Here is a 12,643-nt window from a genome sequence, read left to right as displayed (position 1 = left end):
TGTTCTGAAGCCTTCCGTACATAGCGGTGTAATTGCTACCGTTCGTCCATGCCTGAGTCCGACCAATCCGATGGTCGTGACGCGGCGCCCGCCGATGTAGCGGTCAGTAGTTCCGATGACGCGCAAAGCGATCCTGCCGCGGTTTTGGAGGAAACGCCGGGCGCTCATCACCTGCATTTCGCGATCGCGTTCGCGGCAGTCGCCGTGTTGTTCGGTGTGCTGGCCGTCGTCAACGAGTTGGCCACGAAGCTCACGGGCACGGTGAGCTTCGTGCTCGCCGCGCTGTTTCTCCTGTTGACGCTGGTGGCGATCAGTTTCTTCGTACGCGCCCAGTTGCGGGCGCGGGCCGCGGCCCGGCGAGAAGTCCGGCAACAGCGGCGCGCGGAAATCAACGAGTTGTTGCGGGTGAAGTCGCCCTACAGCGCGCTGCCGCGGCTGAGCGAGATATCGGACGAGGCGTTCGGTGTGGCGCTGAACAAATACGGCGACCGTACTGACGCACCTTATGTTCAGCGCCCGGTCGCCGATCGCGATGTCGACCTGGTGCTGTCGAAGTCCGAGCCGCCGTATCCCTTTCTGCTGGTCGTCGGTGAAGCGCTTGCTGGGAAAACGCGCACCACGCTGGAAGCCGTCCGTTCGGCGTTCGGAGGCCGCAATCCAGCCGTCATCATCCCGAAGAACGGGCGCGCGCTGGTCGACCTGACGCGTGTCCGGCCGCTGCCGTCGATCGATCCCGCGCCGGCGATCGTGTGGCTCGACGACATCGACGGGCCGTTGCTCGACCACCTGTCGTGGCCGGTGATCGACGAGATCTCGCGCTGGGCGCTGATCGTCGCGACGATCCCGCTGCGGCGCTACCAGCAGTTGCGGCGAGGCGGGTCCGACGTCGCGACCACCGCGCACATGGCGCTCAGCCGGGCCGAGGTCGTCGAGCTCGAGCTCGCGCTGACCGACGAGGAGCTGGCGCAGGCTCGGTGGCGCTACCCGAGCGAGGAGTTCAAGCGTTCGGTCGGTGAGGCGCTGGTCGGCGCGCCCGAGCTGGTCTCGAAGTACCGCATCGGCGGGCAGGCGAACGCCCCCGGCACCGCGATCGTCCAGGCCATGGTCGACTGGCGCCGGGCCGGGCTGAACTGGCCGATTCCTGACTACGAGCTGCGCCGGCTGTTCCCGCTCTACCTGCGCGCGATCGATGCCGGCGTCGCGCCGGACGCGGAGCAGTTCACGCGCGGCATGGACTGGGCGACCGAGCCGATCAGCATGCTGGAGGGCCTGGTCCATCCGGTGGGCAGCGGCAAGACCGGAGGCTGGGCGGCGCTCGACTACCTCGTCGCCGTCGACGACGGGATGGGCGACCTCGCCGCGCGACCGGTGCCGGGCTTCGCCTGGCAGGAGCTGCTGGCGATGGCCGGGCCGGCCGATGCATTCGGGATCGCCGTCTCGGCGTACCTCCGTGGCGACCACCGGGCGGCCGCCGACGGCTTCCGCTACGCCATCGACGCCGGCGGCAGCTCCCACCGCCTCGCCGCGACGGTCGGGTCGGGCATGGCGATGTCCAAACTCGGCGACAACGACGGCGCGCGGGCCGCGTTCCACACGGTGATCGAGTCCGGGCACCGCACTCAGCTGCCGAAGGCCGCGCTGCACCTCGGCCTGCTGCTGAGCAAACAGGGCGACGTCCTCGGGGCGCGCACAGCGCTCGACCAGGCGATCGCCTCCGACCATCCGGAGCACGCGCCGCGGGCGGCGTTCAGCCTCGGGCTCCTGCTGGCCCGGCACAGCGAGCCGGCGGCGGCAGAGGCGGCATTCAACCAGGCAATCCGTTCCGGCCACCCGGACGCGTCGCCGTCAGCGGCGGTCGGCCTCGGCGGAATCCTGACGGCGCGAGGGGACATCGCGGCCGCGCGAGCGGTGTACCAGCAGGCAGTCAACTCGGGCCACCCGGACGCCGCGTCGCTGGCACAGGAACTGCTGTCGGAGCTCCCGCCCGAGCCACCCGCGGTAGTGGGTTACGGCGGCCCGGCACCCGCCGGCAGTCCCGGCGGGCTCAACACCCCACCGAACACTCCGCCGCCACCACCCAACCCGTGGCGCTGACCTGACTGGCTCTCCCGCATCGTGCGCGAATGACCACGTTAACCACGCCTTTGGCTGGTTAACCACGCCCCGGGGCGTGGCTAAGGTCCGTCCAGCGTGGCGAGGCGCGAATGACCACGTTAACCAGCCAATTACGTGGTTAACGTGGTCATTCGCGCGAGGCCGTGGCTGCCGCAGCGGCCCGGCGGCGGGTGGCCGGGGTGCGGTGGCGGGTGGCCGGGGTGCGGTGGCGGGTGGCCGGGGTGCGGTGGCGGGTGGCCGGGGTGCGGTGGCGGGTGCGGTGGCCGGCCGCAGCGACCCGGCGGCGGGAGGCCGGGGGTGCGGTGGTGCGGTGGCGGGCTAGCCGACGGCTGGGGTCGTCGCTGAGAAGAGGCTGCTGACCGACTCGCCGAAGTGGATCCGGCGGATCGTCTCCGCGAACAGGGGCGCGACCGACAGCACCTTGATGTTCGGCAGCCTTTTCTCCGGTGCCAGCGGCACTGTGTTCGTCGTCACGATCTCGGTGACGTCGGTCTGTTCGGCCAGCCGCTGGATCGCCTTGCCGGTGAACAACCCGTGCGTGCACGCGAGCGAGATCCGCCCGACGTTGTGGTCGCGCAGCTTGTTGAGCAGCTCCATGATCGTGCCGCCGTTGGCGATCTCGTCGTCGAGGACGATCACGTCGCGGCCCTCGACGTCGCCGACGATGGTGTCGATGACCACCTTGTCATCCGCGAGCCGCCGCTTGCTCCCGGCAGCCACCGGCACTCCCAGCAGCCGCGCCAGAGCAGACGCCGGCTTGGCGTTGCCGAGGTCGGGCGAGACCACGACGCAGTTCGACAGGTCCTGCGACTGGAAGTGCCCGGCGAGCTCGCCGATCGCGTTCAGATGATCGACCGGGATGCTGAAGAACCCGTGCACCTGCGGCGCGTGCAGCGCCATCGTGAGCACGCGGCCCGCGCCGGACGTGTGGAGCAGGTCGGCGACCAGCCGGCCACCGATCGAGATGCGCGGCTGGTCCTTCTTGTCGGACCGCGCGTACGCATAGTGCGGGATGATCGCTGTGATCTGAGCCGCCGACGCGCCACGTGCCGCGTCGAGCATGAGCAGCAGCTCCATCAGATGTTCTTGTACGGGCGGGACCAGCGGCTGAACGATGTAGACGTCCCGCTGCCGGCAGTTGGCCCCCAGTTGCACCTGAATGCAGTCGTTGGAGAACCGTTCGATGTTCGCTTCGGACAGCTCGACCCCGAGGGTCGAGCAGAGCTCCGCTGCGAATTCCGGATGTGCGCTTCCCGAAAAGACCACGAGTTCTCGAGTGGCGGGGCTCTCGAGTGACACGGCTTGTCGCTCCCTGGGTGAGGTACTTATCTGCGGCTCCGCCGCGTGGTATTCCGAACGGAGACTGACCGCCGCCAGAATAGCTGGCGACGGTCAGAAAGCGTCTGGCCACAGGTAACGTCAAGCCGGGTTTGCGCGCTGTGACGGGCGTACCCACCGTCCGACCACGACGAGCGCAAGACCGGCGAGCGCCCAGCAGGCGAGCACCAACAGCGGACGGTCGGCTCCGGCGCCATCGAAGAACGCCGTGCTGCGTACGAGCGTCCCGCCCGCGCCCGGTGGGAGGTACTGCCCGGTGACGCCGACCCAGGTCGGCAGCATCTCGGGCGCGGAGGTGAGGCCGGAGAACGGGTTGCCGACCAGCGCCATGAGCGCCGCGCCGGCGAGGAGCCCTGGCAGCCCGAACACCGCGCCGAGCCCGGCCACGCCCGCAGCGATCGCGAGGATCGTGAGCGCGAACGCGCCCGCGTTGACCCACCAGTCACCACCGAACGCGCCGAGCCAGCCCTGCGCGATTCCGATGACGACCAGCCCGGCCAGCCCGGCGATCGCGATCAGCGCGCCGGCCTGTCCCAGGCCGGGCCGGGTGCGGGTACCGAGCATGAACGCACCGACCAGGCCGGCAAGGAGGAGGGGGAACAGCGCCGCGCCGAGCACCACGCCGCGCGGGTCGTCCGGATCTGTGGGTACGACGTCGACCACCTTCGGCGCCGGAGCCGAAGGGTTGGCGGCGGCCAGCTGCGTACCGGCCTGCTGCAGCAGCTGCGCGACCACCGGGCTCGCGGCCGATGCCGTGAGCAACGTCACGCCGGACGGTCCGACGGAGATCGCGCCATAGATCTCCCGGTCCTGGATCGCCGAACGTGCGGCGGCCTCGTCGGGATAGGTGTGCACGTCGAACGCGTCCGAGCCGGCCTTGGCCGTCAGTCCTTGCTCGACGGAACCCACCGCCTGTGCAGGTCCGGCGATGCCGATCGGCAGGTTGCGTGGCTCCAGGTTCGCCGCCGGCCAGGCGAACAAGGTCAGCGCCACCGCGACCAGGAGTGGCACCACGATGATCCCGATCAGAGTTGTCGGCGGGCGGCGATGTCCCGGTTCGGCCGGAGCGGAAACGGGGGTGGCTTCGCCACCGCTACTCGCGGTTTCCGCTCGGGCGGCCGCGGTCTCGGCCCGCTCTGCCGCGGCTTCGGCCCGATCGGCCGCCGCCCGTACGGAGCTGCCTGTCATCTCGCTCTGTGCCGATGCACTCGTGGCCCGCGTGGGCTGGCCGGTCCGTTCGTTGGTGCGGCCGGCGTGCGCCGGCCCGCTGTCTTGCGTGGACATCTCGGCGTCTCCTGAGACGAATGTTCGTTCTCTTTGAACTGCCCCCAGCCTGCGACCTCACACCTGCTTTGTCAAGAACGAACGTTCGCTTTACGATGTGGCACATGCCACGCGTCTCTCCAGAGCACCTTGAAGCTCGCCGCCGCCAGATCATGGACGCCGCCCGGATCTGCTTCAGCCGCAACGGCTTCCACGCGACCTCGATGCAGGACATCTTCGCCGAGGCGCAGCTGTCCGCCGGCGCGACCTACCGTTACTTCAAGAGCAAGGAAGAGATCATCGGGGCGATCGCCACCGATCTGATCGGCCACCTCGGCCAGACCTTCAGCGGCGTCTTCGAGTCCGAGGAGCCACTGCCGCTGCACGAGGCGTTCCTGCGGATCGGGCAGACGTTCGAGCAGCTCGACAGCGAGTTCGGTGTGGCGAAGATCGCCGTGCAGGTCTGGGCGGAGGCGGTCCGGTCGCCGGCGCTCCGCGATCAGATGGGTGTCCTGATCGGCGGGATGCGCGACCTGATGGCGGAGTTGGTCGTCTACTACCAGGAACGCGGCGAGATCGGGCCGGGCGATCCGCAGCGGATCGGTAGGGTCCTGCTCGCCCTCTGGCCCGGCTTTATCCTGCAATACGCCATCTTCGAGGACATCGACGCCGAGTCGTTCGCGTCGGGGTTGCGAAGTTTGCTCCAGCGAGGCAAAGTTACTAGCGGGTAGACTACTGACGGGTAACCCGCTGAAGTGACGGAGCGCCGATGAGCCACTACCGCAGCAACCTGCGCGACATCGAGTTCACGTTGTTCGACGTGCTCGGCCGAGACCAGATCCTCGGCGCCGGCCAGTACGAGGACATCGACCTCGACACCGCGCGCAGCATCCTGTCCGAGATGGACCGCCTCGCCACCAACGAGATCGCGGCGTCCTACGAGTCCGGCGACCGGACTCCGCCAGTGTTCGACCCCAAGACGCACACTGCGACGCTCTCGGACGAGGTCAAGGCAAGCTTCAACGCCTGGATGGACGCGGAGTGGTGGCGCCTGGAGATCCCCTCCGGCCTCGGCGGCCAGCCCTGCCCGCCGTCCCTGCGCTGGGCGGCGTCCGAGCTGGTGCTCGGCTCCAACCCCGCGCTGTTCATGTACGCCAGCGGCCCGCGCTTCGCCCACGTGATCTACCGCAACGGCACCGAGGAGCAGCAGAAGATCGCGCAGCGGATGATCGAACGCCGCTGGGCCGCCACGATGGTGCTCACCGAGCCCGACGCGGGCTCCGACGTCGGCTCCGGCAAGGCCAAGGCCCACCTCCAGCCCGACGGCACCTGGCACCTCGAGGGTGTGAAGCGCTTCATCACCGCCGGCGAGCACGACCTGTCCGACAACATCGTCCACCTGGTGCTCGCGCGCCCGGTCGGCGTCGAGGGCGCGGGCGGCCCGGGCACCAAGGGCCTGTCGCTGTTCCTCGTTCCGAAGTACCACTTCGACTGGGACACCGGCGAGCTCGGCGAGCGCAACGGCGTCTACGCCACCAACGTCGAGCACAAGATGGGCCTCAAGGTCTCCACCACGTGCGAGCTGACGTTCGGCGAGGGCGGCACCCCGGCGGTCGGCTATCTCCTCGGCGAGGTCCACGACGGCATCCGCCAGATGTTCCAGGTCATCGAGTACGCCCGCATGATGGTCGGCACCAAGGCCATCGCCACGCTGTCGAGCGGCTACCTCCACGCGCTGGAGTACGCCAAGTCCCGCGTGCAGGGCGCCGACCTCACCCGCCAGACCGACAAGACCGCGCCGCGGGTCACGATCGCTCACCACCCCGACGTACGCCGGTCGCTGATGTCGCAGAAGGCTTACGCCGAAGGGCTCCGGGCCCTCGTGCTCTACACCGCGACTGTTCAGGACGAGATCGCCGACGCCGAGGCACGCGGCGAGGTCGACAAGGAGGCCGCCGGCCTCAACGACCTGCTGCTGCCGCTGGTGAAGGGCTACGGCTCCGAACGCGCCTGGGTGCTGCTCGGCACCGAGTCGCTGCAGACGTTCGGTGGCTCGGGATTCCTGCAGGACTACCCCCTCGAGCAGTACGTCCGCGACGCGAAGATCGACACGCTGTACGAAGGCACGACCGCGATCCAGGGTCTCGACCTGTTCTTCCGCAAGATCGTGAAGGACAACGGCCAGGCGCTCGGCAAGCTGTCGGCCCAGGTGCAGGAGTTCGTCGCGTCCGAGGCCGGCAACGGCCGGCTCAAGGTCGAGCGTGGCCTGCTGGCCAAGGCACTCGAGGACGTGCAGGGCATCGTCGGCGCGATGGTCGGCGACCTGCTCAAGGCCCAGCCGCAGGCGCCCGAGGGCGACATCACCAACCTCTACAAGGTCGGCCAGAACACCACCCGGCTGGTGCTCGCACTCGGCGACCTGGTGTGCGCGTGGCTGCTGCTGCGTAAGGCCGAAGTCGCGCAGGAGAAGCTCGCCGGCGACCCCAGCGCCGCCGACACCGCCTTCTACGAAGGCAAGGTCGCTGCCGCGCAGTGGTTCTGCCGGCAGGTGCTGCCGAAGCTGTCGGCCGAACGTGCGATCGCCGAGGCCACCGACAACGACCTGATGACACTGGCCGAGGAAGCCTTCTAGACCAACTGACGCGGTCGCTCATTCGCCCCTTGAGCGACCGCAACCCCCTCAGGAATGGCCACGTGAGCGCGCGCCCTGCTCGCCCCGTGGCCATTTCTGTTGCCCGTTACGCGGTCTGCGAGCCGGTGACGTGGGCGTATTGCCGCAGCAGCTCGTCGCGACGGGCGTTCTTCTCCTCGGCCTCGTAGGTCGTCCAGCTGACGCTCGAGAAATGCAGGACGCGGCGGCTGGAGCGGCGCCAGGTGCGGCCGTGGGTCTTCATCACCTGGGTGAGCAGGCCGAGGGTGTCCCACCACATCGCGCCCTTGACGCACTCAGTCGCCGAAGGGGAGAGGCCGATCAGCTCGACCGCGAGCCGGAACGGTGTGTCGTTGCGGACCAGGACGCAGAACGGATGCACGCGGTCGCCGTAGCCGGTGTCCCACTCCCCTGGGCCGCCGAACTCCGGCTGGCCGAACATCCGGACGCTCTGCCGGATCCGGCTGACGTTGTGGTTGGGGTAGCCGTCGGGCTCGTAGAGCGACTCGTCACCCCAGCCCTGCCAGAGCGCGCGGACGGCGAACAGCTTCGGGTCGGCGGACAACTCGGCGGCCATCGCCTGGATCGTGTTGTCTGTAAGGAAACACACGTCGGAGTCGACGAGCAGGTAGGCGTCGCAGCCGGCCTTGGCGAGGATGCCGTCGCGCAGGATCTCGCCGTGCGTCGTGATCGGCACGTCGAGAGCGTAGCCCGACGGCTCGACCTCGATTCCGAGTCGCCGAGCCCAGTCGAGACGTTCGAGATCGGGCGACTGGCTGTCGAGCAAGAGTACGTCGATCTGGCTGCGGTCGGCATGGTGCGCGACCAGCGACCGCAGCAACAGATCGGCGTAAGGCGTCGTGCCGTGGTTGACGCTGATCACCTGAACTCGCATGCGCGGCAATCTAGCCTGCCGCGCGCGGGCGATGCCAGGCGTTTTGCTTGTCCGGTTACTTGTCCAGCGCCGCCAGGGTTTCGCCTGCCAGGGCGACGGTTTCGAGGTCGTAGGCGTCCGGCAGGTTGAACAGGATGCCGTCGAGGCCGGCGTCGAAGTACGCCTGAACCTGCTCCTGCACCTGCTCCGGTCCGCCGGCGACGACCATCGCCTGCAGCCGCTCGAGCCGCTCCGCGTCGGCGGTCGCGCCCGCGCGCTCGGCGAGCGCGGCCATCTTGCGTTCGGCCGCTTCGGCGGTCGGCGCGATGATCAGCGTGCCGAGCTTGGTGTTGGTGATCTCGGCCGGGTCGCGACCCTCGACCTCACACCACTTCTCGAGCACTCCGAGCTTGTGCTTCACGGTTTCGACGTCGCCGAACAGGTTGGACGCGTCGCCGTACTTCGCGACCATCCGCAGCGTCCGCTTCTCACCACTACCGCCGATCATGATGGGCGGCCCGCCGGCGGTCACCGGGCGCGGCACGTTGTAGGCGTTGTCGATGGCGTAGTGCTTGCCGGTGAAGGTCGCCGGGCTCTCGGCGAACATCGCCTTGGCGATCTGCAGGGCCTCCTCGAGCCGGTCCATCCGCTCACCCGTCGACGGGAACTCGAAGCCGTAACCGCGGTGCTCGCTCTCGTTCCACGCCGCACCGAGCCCGAGGATCGCGCGCCCGGACGAGATCAGGTCGAGCGTCGTCACGATCTTCGCGAGCATGGCGGGGTTGCGGTAGGTCACGCCGGTCACCATCGTGCCGAGCTTGGCCTTCGACGTACGGGCGGCCAGGCCGCCGAGCAGCGTGTACGCCTCCAGCATCAGGTCGTCTTCCGGCCCGATGCCCGGAAGCTGGTAGAAGTGATCCATCACCCACACCGAGTCGAACCCGGAGTCCTCCGCCGTCTTCGCGATCGCCGCGATCCGGTCGAACAAAGCACTGTCGGGCACGTCGGGATAGGTGAAACTGGGGATCTGCAGGCCGAATCGGGTAACGCTCACGTTGCCTCCAGCGAAAACGGAAAGTGTTCCGCTCGCAGCTTACGCAGTTACATCGTTACCCGGCAAACGACCTGGTCGCGGCCACGCCCCACTGACCGCCTACCGCCTGCCCAACCCCGCGAATGACCACGTTAACCACGTAATTGGCGGGTTAACCACGCCCCGGGGCGTGGCGAAGCTCCTGTTGGCGTGGCGAAGCTCCTGTTGGCGTGGCGAAGCGCTAATGACCACGTTAACCAGCCAAAGCCGTGGTTAACGTGGTCATTAGCGGAGGGCGGCTCAGCGCATGACGCGGAAGTAGTCGAACTGCGACAGCGCCTTGCCGTACTGCTGCTCCGTTGCTGCGGAGGAGCCCTGCGACACCAGGCCGATCCTCGGCTGTGCCGAAGCCGGAAGCGTCCAGGTCAGGCCCCACGTCCAGTGCTTGCCGTCCGTGCTTGAGCCGGCCCGGTAGCGGTGCTCGCCGGTCTGCGGGTCCCGGCTGTGCACGAGCCGCAGCCAGGTCGTCTCGCCGGGCGCGCCGATTACGCCGCCGCCCCACGAGCGCCGGCCCTGGAACACCGTCTCCTTGCCGAACTCCGTGATCCGCGTCGGCCCGACGGCCACCACGTCGTAGCGCAGGAAGTCGTCGTCGTTGACGTAGACGATCAGGCCGCCCTGCTGGAAGTTGCGTACGACGTCGGTGCCGATGTCGAGCGTCAGCTTGGTCTCGACCGTGAAATCACTGTCGCCGTCCAGTCCGTCGCGGAACAGCACGCCCGGCGTGCCGTCGCCCACGATGTCGGCCGCCTGGGTCGGCCACTCCAGGTTGCCGCCGTTGAGCTTGGCCTGGTCGTCCTGCCGCAGCCAGGTCCAGCCGGCGCCGAGCGTGTCGCCGGAGAACTCGTCGGACAGTGCGCCGTCGACGCTGCCGGGCCGCGGATCCGGCACGGCTCGAGTCACCGGCCGGTACAGCCGGTTGGCCGAGAAGTTGTCCGCCTCGCCGGTGCCGACCAGTCCGGTCGCACCACCGTCGACGCGCGACACGCGCAGGGACGTCTCCGCCCACGGGTCGCTCAGCCGTGCGTCCGTCACGTTCGCGGTGATCGTCGCGCCGCGGGCCTCGAGAGCGGCCACGTGCCAGGCGCCGTAGTCGAAGCCGTCCGGCAGCCTCGTCGAGCTGGACCGGCCGCCTGCCTCGATCCGCAGTTCGTGCTTGCGCGCGTCGACCACCGCGCGTACGTCGCCGCGAGCCAGCACGCCGACGATGCCGCCAGCGCCGCTGCGTACGTCGGCCTCGACGCGGACGTCGGCGCCGAGCGGCCTGGTCACCGCGACCGTCCCGTTCGCCAGTCGCGCGAAGCCGCCGGAGTCGGACCGGTCGTCCGGCCCGGCGACGGTCAGGCCGCCCCGGAGCGAACGGAAGTTCCGCGCGGTCGCGGCCGCGTCGGAGAAGTGGTCGTCGACGTCGCCGCGCGCGACCGGCGCCGGCTGCGGAGTGTCGGAGGCGCCGAGCCCCGCCCGGACCAGCGGCCAGCCGTCGATCCAGTCCATCCTGTCGATGTTCATCGGACGCATGGTGAACCCGGGCGAAACGTCCAGCCACGGGTCGTTCCGGTCGATCGCGTGGTACGCCATGTACGACTCGCCCGACAGGTCGAGCGCGGCCGAGTGGTGGCCTGTGCCGATCCACGTGTTGCCGTTCGGCGCGATCACCGGAGTGCCGCCGGTACGGCTGGCCAGCATGTCGACGCCGAGCTTGTCCTTGAACGGTCCGAGCGGGCTGCGCGAGCGGCCGGCGAACACGGTGTACCCCGTCGTCGGGCCGGCACAGCAGTTGGCCGACGAGCCGAACAGGTAGTACCAGCCGTCACGGTGCAGGACGTTCGGGCCTTCGAAGCGCGACGACGCGATGTGCCGCGGCTCGGTGGTGGCCTGCCGGCCGTCGGCGGAGAGCTGCACGACCCAGATGCCGGTGCCGTACCCACCCCAGTAGAGGTAGTGCGTCCCATCGGTGTCGGTGAACATCGCCGGGTCGATCGTGGTGTCCCAGCCGCCGCCGTTCGGACGTGGCGGGATCAGCGGCTCGTCGGCCGCGGTCCACGGACCGGCCGGCGTGGGCGCGGTCGCGACGCCGATCGCGGGGTCGAAGCCGTTCGTGGTGAACGTTGTGTCGGGGACGGTGAAGTACAGCAGGTACTGGCCGTTGAGGTAGCGGATGTCCGGCGCCCAGAAACCCGTGGTGGCAGTGGCGTACTTCGGGCGGCGGCCTTCGGGGAACACCGGGCCGGCGTCCTCCCAGTGCACCAGGTCGGCGGACTTCGCGATCTTGTACGAAGAGCCTGGATCGCCGTCCTCGTCGAACGGCCCGCCGGTGGAGTAGGCGTACCAGTTCCCGTCCTTGCCCCGCATCACGGCAGGGTCGGGGAAGTCGATCGAGTAACCCCGTGTCACGTAGTTGGTGTAGGTGGCGCCGGCCGTGGTGCTGTGCTGGCTCGTGCCGTTCGACCCTGAGCTGCCGGGCGGTGACACGGCGGCGGTGGGTGAAGCGGCAAGGATCGTGGTGGCGATCAGACCGGCGCACCCTGCACCGATCATCGTCAGTCGCCGTCGTCCGGGCATTCTGCGACCTCCTGAGGGCAATGCTTGCCCATCAGTTCTTAGTCGCACTATTCAACGTTGTAAAGGTCGTTCCCGTACCGCTGTCGGAATCCTCGGTAGCGGTACGGGCACGCTCCCTCCCTGGTGCCTTCCCCGCGGGTGGCGTGGCTGCGGGGGCCCATCCCTCGGGACAAGAGATGTGCACCGGGCGGAATTGGTTGCGGGAAAGTTCAACCCTGCCTGCTGTAACAAGCAGATTGGCCTTATAGTCGTTACATGAGTGAGCTGCGGCAGGCAGTGGAAGACGACATCGCGGAGCTCGTACGGCTGCGCGCGTTGCTGTTCGAGACGCTCGGCGGCGAGTTCTTCAACCCCTCGTCGGCAGGCGACGGCTGGCGACAGGCCCTTGCCGGCGTACTCCGGTCCAAGCTCGCCACCGACGCCGCCCGAGTCCTCGTCGTCGACGGCGAACGCGGTCGGCTCGCTGCCTGCGGCATTGGAACCGTCGAGCAGTGGTTTCCCGGGCCGCACTCGCACAACGGCCGGGTGGGGCACGTGATCGGCATGGTCACCGATCCCGCGCACCGCAGGCTTGGCCACGGCCGAGCGATCATGCTGGGGCTGCTCGACTGGTTCCGCGAGCAGGACGTCGCGCGCGTGGACCTGACCGCGTCGCACGACGGTGCGCCGCTGTACCGGTCGCTCGGGTTCTTCGACCACCCCGACCCCGCGCTGTGCTGGCGTCCGTAGAAGTCGCTGCCGCCTGGGG

At 69.0% G+C, this 12,643-nt stretch carries 9 protein-coding genes; 4 read left to right on the top strand and 5 right to left on the bottom strand.

All coding sequences use genetic code 11. The features are described 5' to 3' along the window. The first annotated feature begins 48 nt into the window (after window positions 1-48). Complete coding sequence (locus tag ACYVF6_RS02450; protein ID WP_460515239.1) at window positions 49-2,094, top strand: tetratricopeptide repeat protein; 2,046 nt, start codon at window positions 49-51, stop codon at window positions 2,092-2,094. Between the two features lie 339 nt (window positions 2,095-2,433). Here ACYVF6_RS02450 and ACYVF6_RS02445 read toward each other — a convergent pair whose 3' ends face one another. Together ACYVF6_RS02445 and ACYVF6_RS02440 are read right to left on the bottom strand one after the other, a co-directional pair. After that, window positions 2,434-3,414: a ribose-phosphate diphosphokinase gene (locus ACYVF6_RS02445; RefSeq protein WP_460515237.1), complete on the bottom strand. Its 981-nt coding sequence runs from the start codon at window positions 3,412-3,414 to the stop codon at window positions 2,434-2,436. A gap of 120 nt (window positions 3,415-3,534) precedes the next feature. Continuing rightward, entirely contained in the window at window positions 3,535-4,737 is a 1,203-nt protein-coding gene (locus ACYVF6_RS02440) for an ABC transporter permease (protein WP_460515235.1), read from the bottom strand. Window positions 4,738-4,841: 104 nt separating this feature from the next. On the opposite strand from ACYVF6_RS02440, the gene ACYVF6_RS02435 reads away from it, so the two are divergent. Continuing rightward, window positions 4,842-5,447, top strand: a complete 606-nt coding sequence (locus tag ACYVF6_RS02435) for a TetR/AcrR family transcriptional regulator (protein WP_460515233.1) — start codon at window positions 4,842-4,844, stop codon at window positions 5,445-5,447. A gap of 38 nt (window positions 5,448-5,485) precedes the next feature. Continuing rightward, window positions 5,486-7,348, top strand: a complete 1,863-nt coding sequence (locus ACYVF6_RS02430; protein WP_460515231.1) for an acyl-CoA dehydrogenase — start codon at window positions 5,486-5,488, stop codon at window positions 7,346-7,348. 106 nt (window positions 7,349-7,454) lie between these two features. On the opposite strand, the gene ACYVF6_RS02425 is transcribed toward ACYVF6_RS02430, so the two are convergent. From ACYVF6_RS02425 to ACYVF6_RS02415, 3 genes are all read right to left on the bottom strand, one after another. Continuing rightward, on the bottom strand, window positions 7,455-8,261 hold the full coding sequence (locus ACYVF6_RS02425; protein ID WP_460515229.1) for a hypothetical protein: 807 nt from the start codon (window positions 8,259-8,261) through the stop codon (window positions 7,455-7,457). A gap of 55 nt (window positions 8,262-8,316) precedes the next feature. Further along, window positions 8,317-9,294 carry an LLM class F420-dependent oxidoreductase gene (locus ACYVF6_RS02420; protein WP_460515228.1) on the bottom strand — a complete coding sequence of 326 codons (978 nt, stop codon included), beginning with the start codon at window positions 9,292-9,294 and terminating at the stop codon, window positions 8,317-8,319. Between the two features lie 279 nt (window positions 9,295-9,573). Continuing rightward, entirely contained in the window at window positions 9,574-11,895 is a 2,322-nt protein-coding gene (locus ACYVF6_RS02415) for a family 43 glycosylhydrolase (RefSeq protein ID WP_460515226.1), read from the bottom strand. Between the two features lie 255 nt (window positions 11,896-12,150). Between ACYVF6_RS02415 and ACYVF6_RS02410 the strand changes: the two genes are divergently transcribed. Next, on the top strand, window positions 12,151-12,624 hold the full coding sequence (locus ACYVF6_RS02410; protein WP_460515224.1) for a GNAT family N-acetyltransferase: 474 nt from the start codon (window positions 12,151-12,153) through the stop codon (window positions 12,622-12,624). The last annotated feature ends 19 nt before the right edge of the window (window positions 12,625-12,643 follow it).

The sequence above is a fragment of the Flindersiella endophytica genome (genome assembly GCF_054779015.1).
This window is presented reverse-complemented; position numbering and strand designations above follow the sequence as displayed.

What these genes read in the sequence shown, in the direction of transcription:
- ACYVF6_RS02450 (WP_460515239.1), top strand. Translation starts at nt 49, where the DNA reads ATGCCTGAGTCCGACCAATCCGATGGTCGTGACGCGGCGCCCGCCGAT.
- ACYVF6_RS02435 (WP_460515233.1), top strand. Translation starts at nt 4,842, where the DNA reads ATGCCACGCGTCTCTCCAGAGCACCTTGAAGCTCGCCGCCGCCAGATC.
- ACYVF6_RS02425 (WP_460515229.1), bottom strand. Translation starts at nt 8,261, where the DNA reads ATGCGAGTTCAGGTGATCAGCGTCAACCACGGCACGACGCCTTACGCC.
- ACYVF6_RS02440 (WP_460515235.1), bottom strand. Translation starts at nt 4,737, where the DNA reads ATGTCCACGCAAGACAGCGGGCCGGCGCACGCCGGCCGCACCAACGAA.
- ACYVF6_RS02415 (WP_460515226.1), bottom strand. Translation starts at nt 11,895, where the DNA reads ATGCCCGGACGACGGCGACTGACGATGATCGGTGCAGGGTGCGCCGGT.
- ACYVF6_RS02430 (WP_460515231.1), top strand. Translation starts at nt 5,486, where the DNA reads ATGAGCCACTACCGCAGCAACCTGCGCGACATCGAGTTCACGTTGTTC.
- ACYVF6_RS02410 (WP_460515224.1), top strand. Translation starts at nt 12,151, where the DNA reads ATGAGTGAGCTGCGGCAGGCAGTGGAAGACGACATCGCGGAGCTCGTA.